22 protein-coding genes and 1 tRNA gene are annotated in these 20,563 nt (G+C 46.2%); 15 read left to right on the top strand and 8 right to left on the bottom strand.

The window, feature by feature from the left end; genetic code table 11:
- The first annotated feature begins 75 nt into the window (after nucleotides 1-75).
- From IM462_RS00550 to IM462_RS00535, 4 genes are all read left to right on the top strand, one after another.
- Nucleotides 76-519, top strand: a complete 444-nt coding sequence (locus IM462_RS00550; RefSeq protein ID WP_287700912.1) for a DUF6036 family nucleotidyltransferase — start codon at nucleotides 76-78, stop codon at nucleotides 517-519.
- A gap of 231 nt (nucleotides 520-750) precedes the next feature.
- Entirely contained in the window at nucleotides 751-4,221 is a 3,471-nt protein-coding gene (locus IM462_RS00545; protein ID WP_287700914.1) for a DEAD/DEAH box helicase family protein, read from the top strand.
- Nucleotides 4,222-4,249: 28 nt separating this feature from the next.
- A complete protein-coding gene (locus tag IM462_RS00540) occupies nucleotides 4,250-5,080 on the top strand; it encodes an Rpn family recombination-promoting nuclease/putative transposase (RefSeq protein ID WP_287700916.1) in 831 nt (276 codons plus the stop codon).
- Nucleotides 5,081-5,223: 143 nt separating this feature from the next.
- Complete coding sequence (locus tag IM462_RS00535; RefSeq protein WP_223210947.1) at nucleotides 5,224-5,334, top strand: DUF2887 domain-containing protein; 111 nt, start codon at nucleotides 5,224-5,226, stop codon at nucleotides 5,332-5,334.
- 65 nt (nucleotides 5,335-5,399) lie between these two features.
- Here the strand turns inward: IM462_RS00535 and IM462_RS00530 are convergent, their stop codons facing one another.
- The gene (locus IM462_RS00530; protein ID WP_287659911.1) at nucleotides 5,400-5,717 is read right to left on the bottom strand and encodes a DUF3067 family protein; all 318 of its coding nucleotides are present in this window, start codon (nucleotides 5,715-5,717) and stop codon (nucleotides 5,400-5,402) included.
- Nucleotides 5,718-5,893: 176 nt separating this feature from the next.
- Here IM462_RS00530 and efp point away from each other — a divergent pair, with 176 nt between their 5' ends.
- The 6 genes from efp to IM462_RS00500 all read left to right on the top strand — a co-directional run bounded on the left by efp (nucleotide 5,894) and on the right by IM462_RS00500 (nucleotide 10,240).
- Nucleotides 5,894-6,451, top strand: coding sequence for an elongation factor P (gene efp, locus IM462_RS00525; RefSeq protein WP_002750882.1), 558 nt, complete (start codon nucleotides 5,894-5,896; stop codon nucleotides 6,449-6,451).
- Between the two features lie 166 nt (nucleotides 6,452-6,617).
- A complete protein-coding gene (gene accB / locus IM462_RS00520; RefSeq protein WP_271928495.1) occupies nucleotides 6,618-7,112 on the top strand; it encodes an acetyl-CoA carboxylase biotin carboxyl carrier protein in 495 nt (164 codons plus the stop codon).
- 163 nt (nucleotides 7,113-7,275) lie between these two features.
- Nucleotides 7,276-8,262: a zinc-dependent alcohol dehydrogenase family protein gene (locus IM462_RS00515; RefSeq protein ID WP_287700920.1), complete on the top strand. Its 987-nt coding sequence runs from the start codon at nucleotides 7,276-7,278 to the stop codon at nucleotides 8,260-8,262.
- A gap of 139 nt (nucleotides 8,263-8,401) precedes the next feature.
- Nucleotides 8,402-9,088 (top strand): ATP-dependent Clp protease proteolytic subunit, encoded by a 687-nt coding sequence (locus tag IM462_RS00510; protein WP_002746650.1) that lies wholly within the window; start codon nucleotides 8,402-8,404, stop codon nucleotides 9,086-9,088.
- A gap of 35 nt (nucleotides 9,089-9,123) precedes the next feature.
- Complete coding sequence (locus IM462_RS00505; RefSeq protein WP_002734165.1) at nucleotides 9,124-9,723, top strand: ATP-dependent Clp protease proteolytic subunit; 600 nt, start codon at nucleotides 9,124-9,126, stop codon at nucleotides 9,721-9,723.
- Between the two features lie 112 nt (nucleotides 9,724-9,835).
- Nucleotides 9,836-10,240: a DUF1622 domain-containing protein gene (locus IM462_RS00500; protein WP_002762845.1), complete on the top strand. Its 405-nt coding sequence runs from the start codon at nucleotides 9,836-9,838 to the stop codon at nucleotides 10,238-10,240.
- A gap of 72 nt (nucleotides 10,241-10,312) precedes the next feature.
- On the opposite strand, the gene IM462_RS00495 is transcribed toward IM462_RS00500, so the two are convergent.
- The 3 genes from IM462_RS00495 to IM462_RS00485 all read right to left on the bottom strand — a co-directional run bounded on the left by IM462_RS00495 (nucleotide 10,313) and on the right by IM462_RS00485 (nucleotide 12,189).
- Nucleotides 10,313-10,993 carry a response regulator transcription factor gene (locus IM462_RS00495; RefSeq protein WP_287700922.1) on the bottom strand — a complete coding sequence of 227 codons (681 nt, stop codon included), beginning with the start codon at nucleotides 10,991-10,993 and terminating at the stop codon, nucleotides 10,313-10,315.
- Between the two features lie 382 nt (nucleotides 10,994-11,375).
- Complete coding sequence (locus IM462_RS00490; protein WP_287701692.1) at nucleotides 11,376-11,831, bottom strand: (2Fe-2S) ferredoxin domain-containing protein; 456 nt, start codon at nucleotides 11,829-11,831, stop codon at nucleotides 11,376-11,378.
- 55 nt (nucleotides 11,832-11,886) lie between these two features.
- Nucleotides 11,887-12,189: a hypothetical protein gene (locus IM462_RS00485; protein WP_079205566.1), complete on the bottom strand. Its 303-nt coding sequence runs from the start codon at nucleotides 12,187-12,189 to the stop codon at nucleotides 11,887-11,889.
- A 115-nt stretch (nucleotides 12,190-12,304) separates the two neighbouring features.
- Between IM462_RS00485 and IM462_RS00480 the strand changes: the two genes are divergently transcribed.
- The 3 genes from IM462_RS00480 (at nucleotide 12,305) to IM462_RS00470 (ending at nucleotide 14,622) form a co-directional block, all read left to right on the top strand.
- On the top strand, nucleotides 12,305-12,706 hold the full coding sequence (locus IM462_RS00480; RefSeq protein ID WP_287701696.1) for an Npun_F0494 family protein: 402 nt from the start codon (nucleotides 12,305-12,307) through the stop codon (nucleotides 12,704-12,706).
- Nucleotides 12,707-12,897: 191 nt separating this feature from the next.
- Entirely contained in the window at nucleotides 12,898-14,373 is a 1,476-nt protein-coding gene (cobQ, locus tag IM462_RS00475; protein ID WP_287701690.1) for a cobyric acid synthase CobQ, read from the top strand.
- Nucleotides 14,374-14,382: 9 nt separating this feature from the next.
- Nucleotides 14,383-14,622, top strand: coding sequence for a 2Fe-2S iron-sulfur cluster-binding protein (locus IM462_RS00470; protein WP_002775208.1), 240 nt, complete (start codon nucleotides 14,383-14,385; stop codon nucleotides 14,620-14,622).
- A gap of 14 nt (nucleotides 14,623-14,636) precedes the next feature.
- Here IM462_RS00470 and IM462_RS00465 read toward each other — a convergent pair whose 3' ends face one another.
- Nucleotides 14,637-15,341, bottom strand: a complete 705-nt coding sequence (locus IM462_RS00465; RefSeq protein ID WP_287701688.1) for a cytochrome b/b6 domain-containing protein — start codon at nucleotides 15,339-15,341, stop codon at nucleotides 14,637-14,639.
- A gap of 44 nt (nucleotides 15,342-15,385) precedes the next feature.
- Here IM462_RS00465 and IM462_RS00460 point away from each other — a divergent pair, with 44 nt between their 5' ends.
- Entirely contained in the window at nucleotides 15,386-16,126 is a 741-nt protein-coding gene (locus tag IM462_RS00460; protein WP_287701686.1) for a TIGR00297 family protein, read from the top strand.
- A gap of 24 nt (nucleotides 16,127-16,150) precedes the next feature.
- Nucleotides 16,151-17,206, top strand: coding sequence for an amino acid ABC transporter substrate-binding protein (locus tag IM462_RS00455; RefSeq protein ID WP_287701684.1), 1,056 nt, complete (start codon nucleotides 16,151-16,153; stop codon nucleotides 17,204-17,206).
- A 2-nt stretch (nucleotides 17,207-17,208) separates the two neighbouring features.
- Here IM462_RS00455 and IM462_RS00450 read toward each other — a convergent pair whose 3' ends face one another.
- The 3 genes from IM462_RS00450 to IM462_RS00440 form a co-directional block, all read right to left on the bottom strand.
- Nucleotides 17,209-18,096 carry a lipid kinase gene (locus tag IM462_RS00450; RefSeq protein ID WP_287701682.1) on the bottom strand — a complete coding sequence of 296 codons (888 nt, stop codon included), beginning with the start codon at nucleotides 18,094-18,096 and terminating at the stop codon, nucleotides 17,209-17,211.
- 336 nt (nucleotides 18,097-18,432) lie between these two features.
- A tRNA-Thr gene (locus IM462_RS00445) sits at nucleotides 18,433-18,504 on the bottom strand.
- A gap of 149 nt (nucleotides 18,505-18,653) precedes the next feature.
- Nucleotides 18,654-20,552: an NAD(P)H-quinone oxidoreductase subunit F gene (locus IM462_RS00440; RefSeq protein WP_287701680.1), complete on the bottom strand. Its 1,899-nt coding sequence runs from the start codon at nucleotides 20,550-20,552 to the stop codon at nucleotides 18,654-18,656.
- Between the last annotated feature and the right edge of the window lie 11 nt (nucleotides 20,553-20,563).

Here is a 20,563-nt window from a genome sequence, read left to right as displayed (position 1 = left end):
GGCAAAAACAATCCTATCAAAAACGATTAGAAGCGTTAGAACAAATTCGCCAACAATACCACCAATATAAATATAATGCTGAACCAAGACTTCAAAGAATTTATACAATTGTTAAACAATAATCAGGTAAAATATTTGGTCATTGGCGGTTATGCTGTAGCGGTGCATGGTCATCCTCGCTATACCAAAGATATTGACATTTGGATCGAAATGAGTTCGGAAAATACCCAAAAATTGATGAGGGCATTAACAGAATTTGGCTTTGGTAGTTTAGGTTTAACTGCGGAAGATTTCCAAACACCAGACCAAATTATTCAATTAGGTTATCCTCCTAGTCGAATAGACTTAATTACCACTCCAGACGGCATAGATTTTATGACCTGCTATCAAACTAAAATAGAAATCAAGATGAATGATGTAGTCGTTAACTTTATTGATTTAGAAAGCCTCAAAAAAAACAAAAAAGCGTCAGGAAGACTACAAGATTTAGCTGACTTGGAAAATTTGTCAAATCGATAATAATTTTCAACCTTTGTGGGAAAAAATTGGCTCTTCTCGACTTTGTGTGATAATCTTTGCTTATGGAATCGTGAAGTGCTTATCGGGCAAGACTTTTAGGACTATTTTGCGGAAGAAACTATCAGTATAGACCTCGTTTCCACACAGAAACCAGAAGAGCCAAAAATTTAGCGAGAGATAGAGATAGCCAAAACTTTGGGAATAATAGAGTTATAGACTGGGGAGCGCAATATGGACTCAAACTTCTCCTTCCTGCGAGATCAATTCCCGACAATCTACGATCATGCCAGCCAAGCGGAGGGATTAGTTTTCAGCAACCCCCGGGCCAGTTGCTTCTATACCCGTTTTGTCCTAGAACAAATGGTCTGCTGGCTCTATAAAAACGACCCCTACCTGCAACCGCCCCGGGACAATAGCCTAGGCGCTCTCATCCACGAGCAAACCTTTAAAGATAACCTTAAACCAGGACTTTTCGGCAAAATTCGCACCATCCACAAAGTCGGCAACAACGCCGCCCACCATGGCAGCCCCATCAGTGAACGGGACTCCCTGCACCTGATCGAGGAACTATTTCATCTCACCTACTGGCTGGTGCGCTACTATGGGCAGAATGGGCGAAAATTGGGCGATATTAGCTTCGATCGCCAGAAGATACCCCCGGCCGCACCCCCCGCTCCCAAACAACTGCAAGACCTGGAAAAACGCCTGTCCCAAAGCGATGCCCTGCGCCAATTGGCCGAAGCAAAACAGCGCCAAACCGAGGCCGAACTGGCAGCCGCTAGGGCCGAACGGGATGCCCTCCTCGCCCAAAATCGAGCGATCGCTGACCAGCACGACTACAACGAAGCCGACACCCGCCGCTACCTGATCGATGTACTACTCCAAGAAGCCGGCTGGGATACCAAAGCCCCCAACGCCACAGAGTTCGAGGTGTGGGGGATGCCCATCCAACAAGCGGGGGATACTGGGCGCGGTTTCGTCGATTATGTACTATGGGGTGACGACGGCAAACCCCTCGCCCTCGTGGAGGCAAAACGCAGCAGCAAAAGCCCCGACAGCGGCCAAAATCAGGCCAAACTCTACGCCGACTGCTTAGAAAAAAACTACAACCAACGCCCCGTTATTTTCTACAGCAACGGCTATGAAACCTATCTCTGGGATGATCTCGCCTATCCCCCCCGTCCCGTCCTCGGTTTCCTGCGAAAAACCGAGCTAGAACGGCTAATTTTCCGCCGTTCCCACCGTAAACGCCTCAGCAACACCGCCATTAACGAGGATATCGTCGGCCGCCCCTACCAGAAAGAGGCCATCCGCCGCATTACCGAAACCTTTGAAGAAAAGTGCGCCCGTAAGTCCCTGTTGGTTATGGCCACCGGAACCGGCAAAACCCGAACCGCGATCGCATTGGTGGAACTGCTCAAGAGCGCCAATTGGGTAAACCGAGTCCTGTTTCTGGCCGATCGCAATGCCCTATTAAAGCAAGCCTATCGAGCCTTTCAGCGTCATCTACCCAGCGTTACCGTCCTGCATCTGACCCGCAGCAAGGAAGTGACGGGGGCTAACGTCATCTTCTCCACCTATCAAACCATGCTCAACGCCATCGATCGCATGGATGCAGAGGGGCGAATCTTTGGAGTGGGTTATTTTGACCTAGTGATCGTCGATGAAGCCCATCGCTCCATTTATCAGAAATACGGCGAAATATTCGATTATTTTGATGCCCTGCTGGTGGGGCTAACTGCCACGCCGCGCTCGGAAATAGACCGGGACACCTACCGCATTTTCCAGCTACCCCAGGGCGTGCCTACCTTCGCCTACGAGTTAAATGATGCCGTTAGGGATGGCTACCTCGTCCCCCCCAAGGGCGTTACTGTGCCGTTTAAGTTTCTGCGTACTGGGGTTAAATACAGTGAGCTAACCCCGGAGGAGCGGCTAGACTACGAGGAGAAGTTCCGGGACGAGGAAAGCGGCGAACTACCGCAGGCAATTAACGCAGCTGCCTTTAATCACTGGTTGTTCAATATCGACACCGTGGATCAAGCATTAGAATTATTGATGCAACGGGGGCTAAAGGTCAACAGTGGCGATCGATTGGGTAAAACGATTATTTTTGCCCGTAATCACCGACACGCCCAATGTATCTGCGATCGCTTTAACAGTAACTATCCTCACTACAAAGGTCATTTCGCCAAAATTATTGACAGTCACGACAAATACGCCCAGAGTCTGCTCGATGACTTCAGCGAAGCCAACAAAGAACCGATTTTGGCCGTCTCGGTGGATATGCTCGATACCGGCGTAGATGTGCCGGAAGTGGTCAATTTGGTCTTTTTTAAGCCCGTATTCTCCCGGGTGAAGTTCAATCAGATGATCGGGCGCGGGACCCGTCTCTGTCAGGATTTGTTTGGTCCTGGCAACCATAAAACCGAGTTTCTGGTCTTCGACCTCTGCGGTAATTTCGAGTATTTCGAGCAGGATATCGATGAAACAAGCCAGAAAATACCCGAAAGCCTCACCAGTCGCCTAGTTAAACATCGCCTCGAGTTGGCAACCCGTCTCGCTCCCTCTAAGCAAAGCGCGACACCTAGAGCAAGAGAGCAGTCCTCTACTTACAAAGTCGATCGATCCGGCGACCTATACACGAGTTTGCTCGATGCACTCCATCAACACATCGCCACCATGCCCCGGGATAATTTCCTCGTGCGTCGTCGCTTGCCGCAGGTGGAAACCTTTAGTCAGCGCCAGCGTTGGAACAACCTCAGTCAGGAGGACGCGGCCACCATTGCCGACTCCTTGGCCGGTTTACCCAATAGTCTGCCCAATGAGGATCCCCTGACCAAGGAATTCGACCTTCTCTGTGTGAAACTGCAATTAGCCATTCTCAAGGCCGACCGTAGTTATGAGCGATTGCGGGACAAAGTGCGGGATATTCTCTGTCAACTGGAGACTAAACCCGATATACCGATGATTAAGGGACAATTGGCCTTTATTCGCGAGGTGCAGGACGAAAGCTGGTGGACCGGCGCAACGCCGTCAATGGTGGAGGGGATTCGGGTGCGTGTCCGGGATCTGGTCAAGTTTATCGATCGCCAAAAGCAGCAGATCGTGATCACCGATTTTGTCGATGAGATGGGGGAGGTGCAGATTGTCGATATTCCCAACACTTCGACACGGCTCAGTGACCTCCATCAGACCGGTTTTAGTCGCGAACAGTATCGCCGGAAAGTCGAGGCCTATATCCGTCAGCATCAGGATCACCTTGCGATCGCTAAGTTGCGGCGCAATATCCCCCTAACGGAGACGGATTTATCTGCCCTAGAGGAGATGCTATTTTCGGCCGCAGAAATTGAGAGCCGTCAGCGTTTTGAGGAGGTTTTTGGCCAGACAAAAAGCCTCAAGCTTCTGATCCTGGAAATCGTCGGACTTGATCCCGCAGGGATCCGCGTAGCGGCACGCCAAGCGGCTAAACAAGCTTTTGCCCGTTATTTGCAGGGGACAAACTTCTCGGCCAATCAAATCCGTTTTATCGAAAATATCATCGATATCCTCACTAAAAACGGAGTTATCAATCCGGGGGCGCTCTACGAGCCTCCCTTTACTGATAACCATCCCGAAGGTCTAGATGGGATGTTTAATGATGGGGAAGCTGATCGGATCGTCTCGATTTTGCGATCGTTTAATGAGTCCGTTGATGCGGTCTAAGAGTAAGCGCGGATGAAGAAATAAAAGCATGAAAACTGACACGATTTTTTATCAACTCTTTCAATCTTTCCCCTCTATCTTCTTTGAATTAATTCAACTCCCCATCAACGAAGCCAATAACTACCGCTTTGACTCAGTGGAAGTCAAACAACTTTCTTTTCGTCTCGATGGAGTCTTTTTGCCTCAAAATAATAACCCCCAGACTCCTATCTACTTCTGTGAGGTACAATTTCAAGAAGATGAGGCTTTTTATCAGCGCTTTTTCACCGAAATATTCTTATATCTCAGTAAAACTGACTTAACCAATGATTGGCGGGGTGTGATTGTCTATCCTAACCCTCAAGTAGAAACCGATAAAGTTCAACGCTATCGGGAACTTCTCAACTCCGAGCGAGTGAGACGGATTTATCTGAATGAACTAGAAAACATTCCTCAAACTTCGATTGGTTTAGCTACAGTCCAATTAATCACCCTATCTAAGGCAAAAGCGATTGATAGCACCCGAAAATTAATCCAAAGAGTGAGAGAAGAATTAACCCCCGACCAAAAACCCCAAGAACTCTTACAATTAATAGAGACGATTCTCGTTTATAAGTTACCACTTCTCAATCGTCGGGAGATAGAAACTATGTTTAGTTTAGATGAATTAAAACAAACTCAGTATTTTCAAGATGTGCGCGAGGAAGCGCGTCAGGAAGGTCGTCAGGAAGGTCGTCAGGAAGGTCGTCAGGAAGGCAGACTAAACAAAGCACTAGAGGCGGTCCCTCGTTTGTTAGCCTTAGGGTTAAGCGTTGAGCAAGTCGCATCCGCCTTAGAGTTAGAGGTTAAACAGGTTAGAGCTATACAAAAAGGGGCATAAAAAAAGCGATCGCCTTGTAATATCATTTTTCAAAAGTGATGACAGACTTAGTTGATTATTCCAAAGCGCAATTCCGCTCTCGGACAGGAATTGCGCTTTTAGATGTTAGTCACGACTATTGAAAATTGGTATAAAATAAGAGCATGAAAACTGACACGATTTTTTATCAACTCTTTCAATCATTCCCCTCTATCTTCTTTGAATTAATTCAACTCCCTGGTTTAAGTATTCTCAATGTTAGTAAAATCCAATAATCCCAGTAATGCTAGTATATTTGAGCAATACCCACAAATTTCGATGATGTAATTGTAATAACTGATCACTGATCACTGATCAGCCATTCCGATGCCCTTTCTCCTAGATCTAGGGGCAGACTAACCGCTTTACCGAGACGGGGACGCTCACGGGTTTCGCGGATAAAAGCTTGAAATTGACTAACACCACCCCATTCGTGGAGATAACTAGCGATCGCATTGAGATGTTCCAAATATTCAGACTCGGAGAGGGGAAAAGAAGCTTGTTCGAGATATTTCCACATTACCTGGACATGAACCTTATCTTTGATGCGTCGTAGCTGGATATCGTAGGAACGACCCCATTTTTCTAGTAATAATTGCTGTAAGTCCACACCCGTCATGGTTGATATCGCTTCTCAGATGTCAGTCAGTCAATTAATTCTAACTTACTTTTAGCTGCTGCCCCTAGGTTAGTTCACCGCGCTTCGATTCGGACAAATTCCCATAAAAAAGTTTTTTTCGGTACAGCGAGTATGTAAAATGGAATGTTGATCTTTCTTGGCCTAAACAGCATTTCATGATTTCGAGTAACGACTTTCGGAGTGGCACAACCATCCAGATCGATGGCTCTGTCTGGCGGGTGGTGGAATTCCTGCACGTCAAACCGGGTAAGGGATCGGCCTTCGTGCGAACCAAGTTAAAAAATGTCCAGACCGGCAACGTGGTAGAACGGACGTTCCGGGCGGGGGAAACCTTGCCCTCAGCCACGATCGAAAAGCGTACCATGCAGCATACCTACAAAGAAGGTGATCAGTTTGTCTTCATGGACATGGAGACTTTTGAGGAAGCAACTCTCACCCCGGTACAAATGGGCGAGAGAGCCAAGTATCTGAAAGAAGGAATGGAAGTTAATATTCTCTTTTGGAATGAGCAAGTGTTAGATGTGGAATTGCCCACCTCGGTAATCTTGGAAATCACCGATACAGATCCGGGAGTCAAGGGAGATACGGCCACCGGTGGCACCAAACCGGCGATCGTAGAAACGGGAGCGCAGGTAATGGTTCCCCTGTTTATTTCCATCGGTGAAAGGATTAAAGTGGATACCCGGGATGGTTCCTATCTGGGACGGGAATAACTGTGATGAGAAGCCCAGAAATGAGGCATTAGGGACGGGTTTAGGACTAAAGCCAGTGTTTCTGAGCCTGTTTCCCAAAACTTAGCCGCTAGATGGGAAAAATCGACGGTTTGGTGGGTGCGAATTTGGATTTGTTGCTTTTTATTTGCGGGGGGATTTCAGAGCGGTGACTATTGATTACAACGAAATTCGAGAACTGATCAAAACATTGGCAGCAACGGATATCAGTGAATTTAGCCTGAAAAGTGGAGATTTAGAGCTAAATATCCGCAAAGGAACCGTTAATACTGCCCTTAGTCCTCTCTCCGCTCCCTTACCGGTGGTGACAGCCCCGGTCGCCCCTCCAGTGGTAGCCGCCAGTCCCACCCCGGCCTCGGAAACCCCCACCCCCGAACCTGTGGCCGCCGCTATTGATAAAAAATGGCTGGCGATTACCTCTCCCATGGTCGGCACTTTTTATCGCGCTCCCGCTCCCGATGAACCCTCTTTCGTGGAAAAAAACGATCGAGTCCGGGTCGGACAAACGGTCTGTATCATCGAAGCGATGAAGTTGATGAACGAAATCGAAGCGGAAGTGGCCGGGCAAATCGTCGAAATCGCCGTCGCTAACGGTGAACCGGTAGAATTTGGCCAGACGTTAATGTGGGTTAATCCCGAATAAGTAAGTGGTTCTAATTAAATAGAAGATAGATTTTGTCTTTGATCCCCCCTGCTCCCCTTGATAAGGGGTGCTGATCCCCCCTGCCCCCCTTGATAAGGGGGGTGCCGATAGGCGGGGGGATCCCCGCCCCCAGGAAAAACTTTTTCAGCAAGCCCTAGATAGAATGAAAGCTATCCTCATGACCGCCGTGGATGTGCTGCAGCTTCAGCAAGTCCCCACCCCGAAAATTAGTCAACCGCATCAGGTTTTAGTAGCATTAAAAGCGGCTGGTGTCAACCCTATTGATACAAAAATTCGTAAACGCGGCACTTTTTACCCCGAGCAAATGCCAGCCATTTTGGGCTGTGACGGGGCGGGAATTGTCGAGTCCGTTGGGGCGGCGGTGCAGGATTTTCGCCCCGGGGATGAAGTGTACTTTTGCAGCGGCGGACTGGGCAGGGCTGGCACGGGAAATTATGCCGAATATGCCCTAATCGACGCGGATTATCTAGCCCACAAGCCGAAATCTCTTTCTTTTGCCGAGGCGGCCGCTGTACCTTTGGTTTTAATCACCGCTTGGGAAGCACTCTATGATCGCGCCCGTCTTCAGTCGGGACAAAGCGTACTTATCCATGGCGGGGCCGGGGGTGTTGGTCATGTCGCGATTCAATTGGCGAAATTGAAGGGGGCTAAAGTTTATACAACGGTGGGAAATAGCGATAAAGAGCGTTTAGTGCGGCAATTAGGGGCAGATTACCCGATTTTATACAAACAAACCGATTTTGTCGCGGCGATACTTGAACAAACCGCAGGGAAAGGAGTAGATATCGCTTTTGATACGGTGGGAGGGGAAACTTTTAGGCAAACTTGCCGAGCGGTGCGAGTATACGGCGATATGGTGACGATTTTGGAACCTACGGGCAGCTGGAAGGAAGCACGCGATCGCAATTTGCGGATTAGTTTAGAATTAATGTTAACCCCGGCTTTGATGGGACTGCCAGAAGCGCAAAAATATCAAACAGAAATTCTCAGACAAGGGGCGCGTTTAATTGACGAGAAAAAGTTAACTATTCATCTCTCCCAAACCTTTCCTTTAGCGGCAGCTATCAGCGCTCATCAACTCCTAGAAACTGGTTCGGTGACGGGGAAAATAGCCCTAATTATCGACTAGAAATCTGCTTGTTACTACTGGTGAGCAGCAGAAGTTGTTAAAGGAGGGAGAAGGCAACCCACCGCTACACTTTTGCCAATCGGTCAACCTGATTACGTTAAAATCAAAAGCAGGATACTGTGTATGACGGAAAAACTCGATGAACTCAGTGATTAAAGCGGTACAAACTGCCTATTATGGGGATGCAGCCTATCGGACACCACCACCGGACTTAGAATCTCTCCTGCTCAAAGAGAGAATTGTCTATCTGGGGTTGCCTTTATTTTCCTCCGATGATGTCAAGCGCAATGTCGGGGTGGACGTGACGGAATTAATTATCGCCCAACTGCTCTACCTGCAATTTGACGATCCCGAAAAACCGATTTTCTTCTATATCAACTCTACCGGCACATCCTGGTACACCGGCGACGCGATCGGCTACGAAACCGAAGCTTTCGCCATCTGTGACACCCTCAACTACATTAAACCTCCCGTTCATACTATCTGTATCGGGCAGGCCATGGGAACTGCAGCGATGATTCTTTCCGCAGGAACCAAGGGTTTTCGCGCCTCCTTACCCCACGCTACCATCGTTCTCAACCAAAATCGCACCGGGGCCCAGGGACAAGCCACCGATATCCAGATTCGTGCCAAGGAGGTAATCGCCAACAAACAGACGATGTTGGAAATTTTCTCGAAAAATACGGGTCAAACCACCGAAAAACTGGCGAAAGACATGGATCGCACCTTCTATCTCACCCCACAACAGGCGAAAGACTACGGATTAATCGATCGCGTTCTCGAAAGTCGCAAGGAACTACCGAAACCCCTCGCCCAAGTTAGTTAAGATTTATTACAAATTAGCAGGAGTTGTTACCAATTATGCCTATCGGTGTGCCAAAAGTTCCCTACCGTCTGCCAGGTAGCCAATACGAACAGTGGATTAGCATTTACAGCCGTCTTTCGGTGGAACGCATTCTTTTTTTGGGGCAGGAAGTCACCGACGGGTTAGCCAATGCCCTTGTGGCCCAAATGCTTTATCTCGACTCGGAAGACCCCACTAAACCCATCTATCTCTATATCAACTCGCCGGGGGGTTCCGTTACCGCTGGTATGGCCATCTACGACACCATGCAGTACATCAAAGCGGAAGTGGTGACTATCTGTGTGGGATTAGCGGCCTCTATGGGAGCATTTTTACTGGCTTCTGGTAGTCCGGGTAAGCGTCTCGCCCTTCCCCATGCGCGGATTATGATTCACCAACCCATGGGCGGAACTGGGCGCCGGCAAGCGACGGATATCGACATTGAAGCTAAGGAAATCCTGCGTATTCGCCAGCAATTAAACGAAATTATGGCTAATCGCACCGGACAAACCATCGAACGCATCGAAAAAGACACGGACCGCGATTATTTCCTCTCCGCCGAGGAAGCCGTCGCCTACGGTTTAATCGATAAGGTGGTGGAGGGAAGACCGGCTTAAGTCAGCCAGAGGTTAGAACAGGCGAGAAACCTGTTCTAACTGCCATTGGAGAAACTTCCTTAGATGGTAGGTCGGTTTATCGGATAATCCCATAAGAGGATATCTGTTGGGTATGGAATTTTTAGCAACTTTAGAAACAGGCTTGATCTCTGCGGTGGCAATCATCAAGTTTTGCCTAGAAAGTATTTCGATCGCTTGTGTGGTGATCGGATTAATTAAAACCCTACAATTAGCTTGGCAGTCTAATCGTCACCGTCGCAGTCTTCCCCCTTTTTCCTTCAATCAAATTCGCATTCGTTTTGGTACTTGGCTATCTTTAGCCCTAGAGTTTCAGTTAGGTGGAGACATCGTGGCTACTACCGTCACACCTACTATAGAAGCCTTGGCACAACTCGCCCTCATCGCTATTATCCGAACTTTCCTCAACTATTTCCTCAGCCAAGAATTGGAAACGGAATTGTCCATGGAAAAAGAGCGATCGCAACTAGCAGCCCAGGACAATCTCAGGGATTTTTAATGCCAAAAAAAGGTGAGTTGACAATCACCTGACACTAAGCCCTGATAAGTTGAAAAACTTTTTCAGCAAGCTCTAGATAGTCAACAGCTTATTACTTTCGATCGCCCATTGGGTCAATTCCGTGCGATTATGAAGACCAGTTTTATGGAGCATATTCGACACATGACTTTCGATTGTCCGTTGACTAACATTGAGTTTTGCGGCGATTTCCCGATTAGCCAGGCCCTGGGCGACCAGTTGTACTACTTTTAATTCCGTTGGGGTTAATTCCACATTACCCGGAACCTGAACAGGGGTGACATCCGGGGAATGGATGCGGGTGCTGCGTTTCGGCAACTGGCCCGCTTGTGTGAGGGAAGACTCCACCAGGGCCACTAATTCTTCCGGTTCAAAGGGTTTGACCATATAAAAATCGGCCCCGGCGGTTAAACCTGTCACCTTGTCCTGACTTTGATCCTTAGGGGAGAGAAAAATCACGGGAAGGCCACTAAAACGAATGTCCCGACGAATTGTTTCGAGGAAGGCATAACCGTCCATTTCCGGCATGATCAGATCACAGATAATCATATCGGGCATTTCCCTTGCTTTGGCAGCATTTGCCCCGCGTTCAAGGATTGCCAGGGCCTCGGAACCGTTTTCTGCGGTTGTCACCCTATAACCACGAAACTCTAGATAATCCTTCACCAAAAGTATTAAATTTGGGTCATCGTCGATTAATAAAAGTTGTTTATTGTCTTTGTTGGTCTCTTTCATCGGTATTTTCTGGGCTGCAGGGTTGGGGGAATGGAGACGGACAAAGGATCGATAGGCACTCATGCAACAGGTAGTTAGGGTTTCCTGAATAAATCTAAAAACCTTATCCAACAAGGTTTTTAGACTTTTTTTCTCTCAAAAACTGCCGACCATTGGAGTGATTGGGGGGAAAATTCTGGGACTTTTTCCCTAAAAATTAGGTAATTGACTCCCTCAAAATCGGTAAAACCCTACACCCGTTCGGACTTCGGCGTGAGCTCAGTCGAACGCTGAGCTCACGGCCGAAGCCCACACCCCACACCCGTTCGGCTGAGCTCACGGCCGAAGCCCACACCCTGCCCCCACGAAAAACTTTTTGCCGCAAACCCTAATTAATTGTGTTTCAGCTAGTTTTAACGCTGTTTTCCTCTATTGTTTCGGGTTCTTCTTCTGGACAGTTCAGGGAAATTGCCGGTAAATCGTGGCAAAGGAAAGCATATTCGGTGACGATTTGATTACCGATTAGGTGTTCTTGGATAATTCTTTCGATCGCTTCCTTGTTTACCCTTCCATACCAGACTCCTTCCGGGTACACTAATAAAATCGGACCTTGGCTGCAAACCCGCAAACAGTTGGCTTTAGTGCGAAAAATACAGCCAGGACGGTCGGCGCTGGGGCGATCGAGTTGTAATTCACTTAACCGCTTCTTTAAATAATCCCACACTTCTAACCCTTCTTCCTTGTCACAGCATTTTGGCTTAGTCTGATCGCAGCAGAGAAATAGATGACGCTGGATCTGGGCCAATCCCAACTTAGCCACATTTTCCCCCAAGATATCTCTAGTGTCCGCTTCTTCCATAAATTTTTTTTATCAACTAAACTCTTGACATTGAACAGAAAATGTGCGTAGCTGACTAAAATTTCGGTTTGAGGATGTAACGATAGATGAGATAAACGATAGCGGCGAGGATTAAAGCGCTTAAAACTGCGCTAACTAGCCGTAAAATCGCCGTTAAAATCGAAAGAGCCACAAAAACCCCCGCCACTGCCACGACTACCTGTGCCGGTGTGGACAGGCTGCCGTACCAAGTTTTCACTTTTTCGAGGGTGGCAGCGAAACTAACCGGGGTATCAAGGGGGGGAAAATCGTCGGTTTCGATTTCCACTTCCACTTCTTCTGGGGTATATTTAGTATCGAACGGTTCGGGAGACTGCATAAACACTCAAGCTACTTAACACTTCATCCCTATTTTATCGATGATTGGGGTTAACAGGGGTTGAGACAGAATTAATGTAACAATGAGTTTATCAATAGCTAAACGACTGGAATCTATGAGCCTATCGACTCCCACCGTTACCGCCATCAATTATCCTGATGCTACCATCACTAGGGCCGAACGCGCCCTCTGTTGTTCTCCTTTCCGTGTCACCCTATTCGCCGCTATGCTGGAGCAAAGTGTATCACTTTTAAGCATTCCGGGTGCTGGGGGTTTAGAGAAAGGTTATACTTCCAGACTGCTGACGGAAGCAGCAGTGGAAAGCTATCTTCTCTGGTTGATTAAAGTGGGAATTTTGCGACGCGAAGTAGATGGACAGGGGATAACCGATAGTTTTCGTCTCACTCCTTTAGGGAGAAAATTAATAGAAAAATGGCAACCCCAAGGGGACTTTTTCCCTAAACCCACTTTCTGGCAAAGATTTTTCAATACTCTGCAACGTTGGTTTTCTTTTTAATGCTGTCGGGTGTCAGTTATCAGTTATCAGTTATCAGTTATCAGTTATCAGTTATCAGATGTGAGTTTTCAGTTATTAGCCTCTTGCATGAGTGCCTGTCCTTATAAATAGCATATACTCAACGGATTTAGTATCAACTGATTACTGTTTACCGATTACTGTTCACTGAAAATACTCAATAAAAAAACTAGATGAAAGCAATTATGGTAGTGGGGACGACTTCCCACGCGGGTAAATCTTTTTTAACTGCGGCTTTATGTCGTTTATTCAACCGGAAAGGTTGGCAGGTAACACCCTTTAAAGGTCAGAATATGGCTCTTAATGCCTATGTTACCGCCGGAGGGGGAGAAATGGGTCACGCCCAGGCGGTGCAAGCATGGGCCGCGGGGACAATTCCCCGGGTAGAAATGAACCCAATTTTATTAAAACCCCAGGGAAATATGACCTCTCAGGTGATTATTAAAGGCAAGGCTGTGGGTATCACCACGGCAGTGGATTATTATCAGAATTATTTTGAGCAAGGTTGGCAAGCAATTAAAGAATCTTTAGCTAAATTATCAACAGAATTTGATCTAGTTGTCTGTGAAGGTGCGGGAAGTCCGGCGGAAATAAATCTCAAACATCGCGATTTAACTAATATGCGGGTGGCTAAATATCTCGATGCCGCTACTATTTTAGTGGTGGATATTGATCGCGGGGGGGCTTTTGCTCACGTCGTCGGTACGTTAGAATTATTAGAACCGGAGGAAAGAGCTTTAATTAAAGGTATTGTGATCAATAAATTTCGCGGACAAAAATCTCTCTTAGATTCAGGTATTACTTGGCTAGAAGATTATACAAAAATTCCCGTGTTGGGAGTTCTTCCCTATAGTGATATCTTTTTAAGTGCCGAGGATTCTCTCAGTTTACTCGATCGCCCCGCCCAAAAACCCAAAGCTGAACTAAATATCAGTGTCATTCGTCTGCCTCATATCGCTAATTTTACGGATTTTGACCCTCTCTGTGGTGAAGCAACGGTTAATGTCCGTTATCTAGAATTACAGGAATCTTTAGGTGATCCCGATGGGGTAATTATCCCCGGCTCTAAAACCACTGTTGCTGATTTAATTGCTCTTAATCAAAGTGGTATGGCTAATCAATTACAAGCCTATCACCAAAGGGGAGGTATTATCTTTGGCATCTGTGGTGGTTTGCAAATGTTAGGGCGATTAATCCTGGATCCTGACCATCGAGAAGGTCACGATAGTGAGGCAGCTGGCTTAAATTTACTGCCCTTAAAAACGGTAATTACTGCCGAAAAAATTACCCGTCAACGACAAGTTTTATCTAATTATCCCCAAGCGGGTTTACCGGTAATGGGATACGAAATTCACCAGGGAATAAGCGAATGGGAAAGTGAATCAGGTTATCAAAAAATGTTCGAGGAAGATGCTAGTCTAGGAATTGTCAATGATTCTCTGTCAATTTGGGGCTGTTATTTACATGGTATCTTTGATAATGGTTCTTGGCGAAGAACTTGGCTAAATCATCTACGTCAGCGTCGCGGTTTATTATCTTTGCCGACGGGAATTGCTAACTATAGTGAACAAAGAGAAATAACCCTCGATAAGATGGCTAATTTACTGGAAGAACATTTAAATCTTAAACCTATTTTTGCTCATTTGTAAGGAGAAATTATGACTATTGCAGTGCGTTTTTTACCCGATGATATCATCATAGAAGCGGAAACTGGAGAACTATTATTAGATGTGGCCAAAAAAGCAGGAATTGACATTCCTACCGGCTGTTTAATGGGTTCCTGTCACGCCTGTGAAGTAGAATTAGATGATGGTACTCAAATTTGTAGTTGTATTACTGGTATCCCCGGCGATCGAGATTCTTTAACCGTTCATTTATACTCCGATCCGCTCTGGTAGTTGATCCCTTAGATCTAGTCAAACTTGGGAACAATCCAAGCCGCTATAATAGCCAATAAAACAACAATTTCTAAGACTTTATATAAGTTAAGAGATTGTAGCCACTGCAAAGTATTAGCTAGACGCAAACTTAACCCCCATTGACGTAATTGAGATAACCATAATTTCGGGCTATCTTGTTCACGAAAACGCCATTTAAGAATAGATAATAACAGGGGAACCCCTCCCACTTTAGCAGTCATGAGCAGGTGCAGCACCAGACCTACTGCCATAATTAACCAACTGAGCAAATGGGCATAATACCAAAAGTGATTTAATTCCCCTTCCGGGAGCCATTCGGAATCCATCATCCGGCCACTATACAAAGCAAAAGTTAGGGCAAAAAGAATCAAAGTATTGACTAAACGATGGAGACTATACCACCAAATCGGCTTACCAAATTGGGTTAATTTGTTAAGAGAATCACTTTGAATTAATCTTTTGTTGCCGCGACGAAAAGCATAGATAGCAAAAACGGGAAAGATAATCAGAGTATAGAGGCCAAAAGTGCCGTGAATACTTTCAATTTCTCGATATTCTGGTAAAGGCAGTTTTAACCAACGACCGTCAAAAGTATCATAGGTCCAATAGGCCGTAACCATGGCGGCAATGAGGGCAATTCCCGTTAATCCGTGCAGAATTCGCAGTAAAAGAGGTTGATAGGGTTGATTAGTTTTCATGAACTCGATCGATACAATAGGGTATGTAAACTTGCCCAGATACTATGTTAACTAATCCTTGGCTCGTCGCTGTTCTTCTCAATACCGTCCTCCTCGGAATCGCTGCAATTGCGCCAAAAAAGCTCTTAACTCCGATGGGTTATCTCCATGCTTGGGTTTTAGGGGTAATTGTCTGGGGAAGCTTGGGATGGCGCGGTTATCTAATTGTTTTATTCTATTTTCTCGTCGGTTCTACTGTCACCCGCATCGGTTTAGCGCGCAAGGAAGCGGAGGGAATTGCCGAAAAAAGAGCGGGGGTACGCGGTCCGGAAAATGTCTGGGGTTCCGCTTTAGCGGGGGCAATTTGCGCTATCCTCAGTCTTTTTGCCGCTTCTCCCTGGGATTACCTCTTAATACTCGCTTATGTGGCTAGTTTTAGCACTAAATTAGCCGATACTACTGCCAGTGAGGTGGGCAAAGCTTACGGTAAAACTACTTATCTAATCACTAATTTTAAATCCGTCCCCCGGGGAACGGAAGGGGCTGTTAGCTTAGAGGGAACGATCGCCGGTTTGCTCGCAGCCACGGCGATTTCCCTGTTAGCATGGGGTATCGGTGCGATCGATCTTCTTGGTGTGTTATGGTGTGTAATTGCGGCATTTATCGCTACCAATATCGAAAGTCTCATCGGTGCTACTCTACAGACTCGCTTTCTGTGGTTAACTAATGAATTGGTCAATGTGATCAATACGGTTATCGGTGCGATCGTGGCTATCCTGTTAAGCTTGCTCTGGTCTTTCAGCTAAAATTAAGTGACTAAAGAAATATCTATGCTAAAGTGGCGTTTTTGTGCATTGTCCCTGCTGTTACTGCTAATTACTGCCTGTGGGACAGAAAATCAACCCAATTCTGGTTCTACCACTGCCAATAGTCCCGATGCGGGCCGCTTGCAAACGGTGAAAAATCGCGGTAAGTTAATTTGTGGCATTAACGGAGAAGTGCCGGGGTTTAGCTTTGTTAATGAAAAAGGCGAATATTCGGGCTTAGATGTGCAAATTTGCCGAGCTATTGCGGCTGCTCTCTTTGATGATCCCTCCAAAGTCGAATATCGTAAACTTAGCCCCCAAGAGAGATTTACTGCCGTACAGACGGGAGAAGTGGATATCCTCAGTCGCAACACCACCTGGACGATTAACCGGGATACCGCCCTGGGGATGGAGTTTATCACCCCGGTTTTCTATGATGGTCAAGGAATTATGGCCACGAAAGCCAGTAATGTTAAGAAATTAGAAGATTTGAGCGGAAAGTCCATTTGTGTGCTATCGGGAACCACCACAGAACAAAATCTGGCCGATGCCATGGCAAAAGCGGCAGTGCAAGGTTATAAACCGATCGTTTCCGATGATGTGGAGGCTTTATATACAGCTTATCAGGCGGGGCGTTGTCAGGCTGTCACTTCCGATCGCTCCCAATTGGTGGCCCGGCGCTCGGTTTTTCCCCGACCACAGGATCATCAATTATTAGAAGTGGTAATATCTAAGGAACCCTTGGCCCCGGCCGTGGCCGATGGTGATCCCGCTTGGTCGAATGCCGTCCGCTCGATCGTTTTTAGTTTAATTCAAGGGGAAGAATTCGGGATTAACTCCCAAAATATTGCCACTTTTGCCGATAGCAAAGACCCCAGTATTCGGCGCTTTTTGGGTATCGATGAGAAGTTAGGCGAAGATATGGGTTTACCCAATGATTTTGCCCAAAGAGTCTTAAAACAGGTGGGTAATTACGGTGAAATTTATGATCGTGAAATTGGTAAACCCCTGCAACTCGATCGAGGTTTAAATAATCTTTGGACAAAGGGGGGTTTATTGTATTCTCCTCCTTTTCGTTAGTTTTAAGATTGTGTTTCCTGACGGGGAATATAGACCCCTATGGCCGCTGGAATAACTCGAAACATGGCGGGAGTAGTGCTAGTAATTTCGCCATCGGTGTTAATACTATGGGGTTTACGAGTCTGAATTTGAATTTCTTTCCCCTTAAGAGTTCTCACCCAAGATAATAAACCCTGTTGTCCTCGTGGTAATGTCCATAAAAGCGGGAAAATTTGCCACCAGTGTTCAATTTCTAGGCTATATAAATCTAATCTTTGATCGTCGATTTGGGCATCGTGAGCGATCGGCATTCCTCCCCCATAATAACGACCATTTCCGATCGCTATTTGTAGGGTTTTAACTTTGATATTTTGGCCATCAATACCGATCATAGCGGTAAAAGGACGGGTTTTACTTAATAACTGTAGGGCTGTCCAAGCGTAGGCCAAAATCCCCAAACGTCGCTTTAAACCCTTGTTCAGTTTTTGGGTAATTTTCACACTTAATCCTAAACTAGCCACGTTGAAAAAGTATTTATTATTTACCCAACCTAGATCGATATATTTTAAATTACCTTCGGCAATAATTCGACAGGCTTCGGCAATAGAATTCGGTATCCCTAAAGTCCGGGCTAAATCATTAGCCGTTCCCAGAGGTATAATGCCCAGGGGCAGTTGAGTTTCTACCAACACATCCACCATAGCATTAAGAGTCCCATCGCCACCACCGACGATAACTAAATCAATATTAGAGCGATATTTTTCCATCAAAAAAGGTATATCTTCTACCTTTTTCAAAGGGACGCTGATAATTTCAAAATCCCAATGATTAAGCAGCTCGACAGTTTGAGCAAAGTTTTCTTTACCCTTGCGCGAGTGACGATTAATTAGTAGTAAAGCTCTTTTAGTCATAGGTAAGTTTCTCAGTAGCATCAATATCTGAAGATAAACCAACACCAGCTTTTTGAGAGATTGTATATAGGGTCTGCTGAAAAAGTTTTTCCTAGGGGCAGGGTGTAGGGTGTGGGGTTTTACCGGTTTTGAGGAGGTCAATTACCTAATTTTCAGGGAAAAAGTCCCTGAATTTTCCCCTGATCACTCCCATATCTGGTACTTTTGGATTTAAAAAAAGTCTAAAAGTCTTATCCAGCAAGGTTTTTAGATTTATTCAGCAACCCCTATATAGACTTTGCCGCAACCAGAGCCACCAAAGCCTTGTAGGGACTGAAAACAGTTGGTTTTCCCACAAGCTGGTGATGGGATTTGAACCCGCGACCGGCTGATTACAAATCAGCTGCTCTACCACTGAGCTACACCAGCATTTTTAACCAACCCATTATAACACAAATAGACCAAGTGGTCACTGAGCCTTGTCGAAGTGTGGAGATTTTTTCTTGTCGAGCATATTCAACCCGCCGCTTTCCTTCCCCAGTCAGCTGCCCGGAGACTAGGGACCGATACACAGACATTCAATGAGTCAACAGGGATGACCAATAATTAGTTATCAGTGACCATTGACCGTTTAATAAGAGCCAGATTAATCCCCCTATTCCGAATAGAATAGTCAAGACATAAAACTGTGATTGACCGGAAACATTATACTTTAAGGCACTGCCGCTAAAAATCGTCGCTAAACTGACTAAATTAACCAGACCATCAATAATATAACGATCAAGCCAAGCGGTAATTTTTGACAGGCTGCCCACCGCTAAAACCACGGTAAACTGATAGATGCGATCGAGATAAAAGTCATAAGCGAACAAATCTTGCAGGAATCGCAGGATTAACCCAGTTGGTCTCGCCCAAGCTCGTCTTAACTCTACCATTAACCCGATAACTAGGCCAATTACTCCAGAGGCCATCAGTAAGGGAAAACCCCAGACAATAGTGAAACTCTGGTTATTAACGAGAGGATTGGTGAAAGATAGCCAAAAATCCCAACGTAGGGGAATAATCGGGGCCAATAAAACGATTAAAATCAACGATACCATGGGCAAAGCCATCGGCCAAGCCACTTCCGGGGTGCGATGGGTTTTACTTTGGGTTTGTCCCAAAAAGACTAAACGAAAGACCCGAGTAAGATTGACGATGCTAAGACAATTAACAAAGATTAAAACCGCTAATAACCACCAAGGAATCCCCCATTCGCCACTTAACCACCGTTTTAACGTCCAAAACATCCCTAGGGGCATTAAAACCGTCATCCCCGCGGAACCTCCTAAAAAAGCCGTGGTCGTGGCGGGCATTCTTGCCCAAATTCCCCCCATTTCCGTGATATTTTGGTTACTGGTGGTGAGAATTAAGGCTCCTGCGCTCATAAACAATAAGGCTTTTGCCACCGCATGGGAGAATAAAATTAGTAAGGCGATATCCACATGACCTAATCCCACCGCAATAAAGACCAAACCGAGATAGGCGCTGGTGGAGTGGCATAAAACCCGTTTAATATCAATTTGGGACAAGGCCATCAGAGAAGTCCCAATTGCCGTCATTGTCCCCAAAACTATTAAAACATTGGCCGCGATCGGAGATAGGGTAAACACCGGCTGCAGCTTAATTAAAACATAGGCCCCCGCCGAAACCACGATCGAATTCCGCATGATTCCGGCTGGATTTGGTCCCTCCATCGCCTCATCTAACCACAAATTCAGGGGAAATTGGGCGCATTTACCCGTTGGACCAGCAATAAGGGCTAATCCTAACAAAGTCGCCGTCAGAGGCGGTACAGGGTTATTTACTGCCCAATTTTCTAACTGAGAAAAACTCAATCCTTCTCCGTAACTGGACAGAGCCACCAAACCCATCAATAAAATAATATCGCCGACGCGCTTGGTTAAAAAGGCATCTCGGGCCGCGGTTACTACCAAAGGTTGGGCATACCAAAAACCGACGAGGAGATAGGTAGAGACTGTTAACATCTCTAGGAAAGCGTAACTGAATAGTAGGGAGTCACTCAGGGCAATTCCCCCCAAAGCTGCCTCAAAAAAGCCCATTAAGCCATAAAATCTCGCCAAGGACCAATCCTTTTCCATGTAGCCAAGGGCATAGATTTGGGCCAAGAGACTGATGAGGGTAATTAGTTCCAGCGTCCCCAAACTGACGGGAGAAAGTTCGATCGAAAGGGATAAACTAAGATCGGCCACTTTTACCCATTCAAAAGCCAGTTTAATCGTCTCTCGATGCCAAATTTGATTAAAAGCGATCGTTCCGTGTATTAACCCTAAGACGGTCATCAATAGGTTAATATAAGCTGCCGGCCGCGGACCGGTGCGACTAATAATGCCTAAAGACCAAGGTAGGGTTAAAATCGAACCAATTAAGCCATAAATGGGAATTAACCAGCAAGTGTAAAGGAATAAATCTTTCATTCAGGGGGTTA

The organism is Microcystis sp. M144S2, from assembly GCF_020246065.1.
Taxonomy (GTDB): Bacteria; Cyanobacteriota; Cyanobacteriia; order Cyanobacteriales; family Microcystaceae; genus Microcystis; species Microcystis ichthyoblabe_A.
Note: the sequence above shows the minus strand (reverse complement) of the source record. Positions and strands in the feature narration are given on the sequence as shown.

Coding starts and splice junctions, on each gene's coding strand:
- IM462_RS00550 (WP_287700912.1), top strand. CDS start 76: ATGCTGAACCAAGACTTCAAAGAATTTATACAATTGTTAAACAATAAT.
- IM462_RS00545 (WP_287700914.1), top strand. CDS start 751: ATGGACTCAAACTTCTCCTTCCTGCGAGATCAATTCCCGACAATCTAC.
- IM462_RS00540 (WP_287700916.1), top strand. CDS start 4,250: ATGAAAACTGACACGATTTTTTATCAACTCTTTCAATCTTTCCCCTCT.
- IM462_RS00535 (WP_223210947.1), top strand. CDS start 5,224: ATGAAAACTGACACGATTTTTTATCAACTCTTTCAATCATTCCCCTCT.
- IM462_RS00530 (WP_287659911.1), bottom strand. CDS start 5,717: ATGACGGGTGTGGACTTACAGCAATTATTACTAGAAAAATGGGGTCGT.
- efp (WP_002750882.1), top strand. CDS start 5,894: ATGATTTCGAGTAACGACTTTCGGAGTGGCACAACCATCCAGATCGAT.
- IM462_RS00515 (WP_287700920.1), top strand. CDS start 7,276: ATGAAAGCTATCCTCATGACCGCCGTGGATGTGCTGCAGCTTCAGCAA.
- IM462_RS00510 (WP_002746650.1), top strand. CDS start 8,402: ATGAACTCAGTGATTAAAGCGGTACAAACTGCCTATTATGGGGATGCA.
- IM462_RS00505 (WP_002734165.1), top strand. CDS start 9,124: ATGCCTATCGGTGTGCCAAAAGTTCCCTACCGTCTGCCAGGTAGCCAA.
- IM462_RS00500 (WP_002762845.1), top strand. CDS start 9,836: ATGGAATTTTTAGCAACTTTAGAAACAGGCTTGATCTCTGCGGTGGCA.
- IM462_RS00495 (WP_287700922.1), bottom strand. CDS start 10,993: ATGAAAGAGACCAACAAAGACAATAAACAACTTTTATTAATCGACGAT.
- IM462_RS00490 (WP_287701692.1), bottom strand. CDS start 11,831: ATGGAAGAAGCGGACACTAGAGATATCTTGGGGGAAAATGTGGCTAAG.
- IM462_RS00485 (WP_079205566.1), bottom strand. CDS start 12,189: ATGCAGTCTCCCGAACCGTTCGATACTAAATATACCCCAGAAGAAGTG.
- IM462_RS00480 (WP_287701696.1), top strand. CDS start 12,305: ATGAGCCTATCGACTCCCACCGTTACCGCCATCAATTATCCTGATGCT.
- cobQ (WP_287701690.1), top strand. CDS start 12,898: ATGAAAGCAATTATGGTAGTGGGGACGACTTCCCACGCGGGTAAATCT.
- IM462_RS00470 (WP_002775208.1), top strand. CDS start 14,383: ATGACTATTGCAGTGCGTTTTTTACCCGATGATATCATCATAGAAGCG.
- IM462_RS00465 (WP_287701688.1), bottom strand. CDS start 15,341: ATGAAAACTAATCAACCCTATCAACCTCTTTTACTGCGAATTCTGCAC.
- IM462_RS00460 (WP_287701686.1), top strand. CDS start 15,386: ATGTTAACTAATCCTTGGCTCGTCGCTGTTCTTCTCAATACCGTCCTC.
- IM462_RS00455 (WP_287701684.1), top strand. CDS start 16,151: ATGCTAAAGTGGCGTTTTTGTGCATTGTCCCTGCTGTTACTGCTAATT.
- IM462_RS00450 (WP_287701682.1), bottom strand. CDS start 18,096: ATGACTAAAAGAGCTTTACTACTAATTAATCGTCACTCGCGCAAGGGT.
- IM462_RS00440 (WP_287701680.1), bottom strand. CDS start 20,552: ATGAAAGATTTATTCCTTTACACTTGCTGGTTAATTCCCATTTATGGC.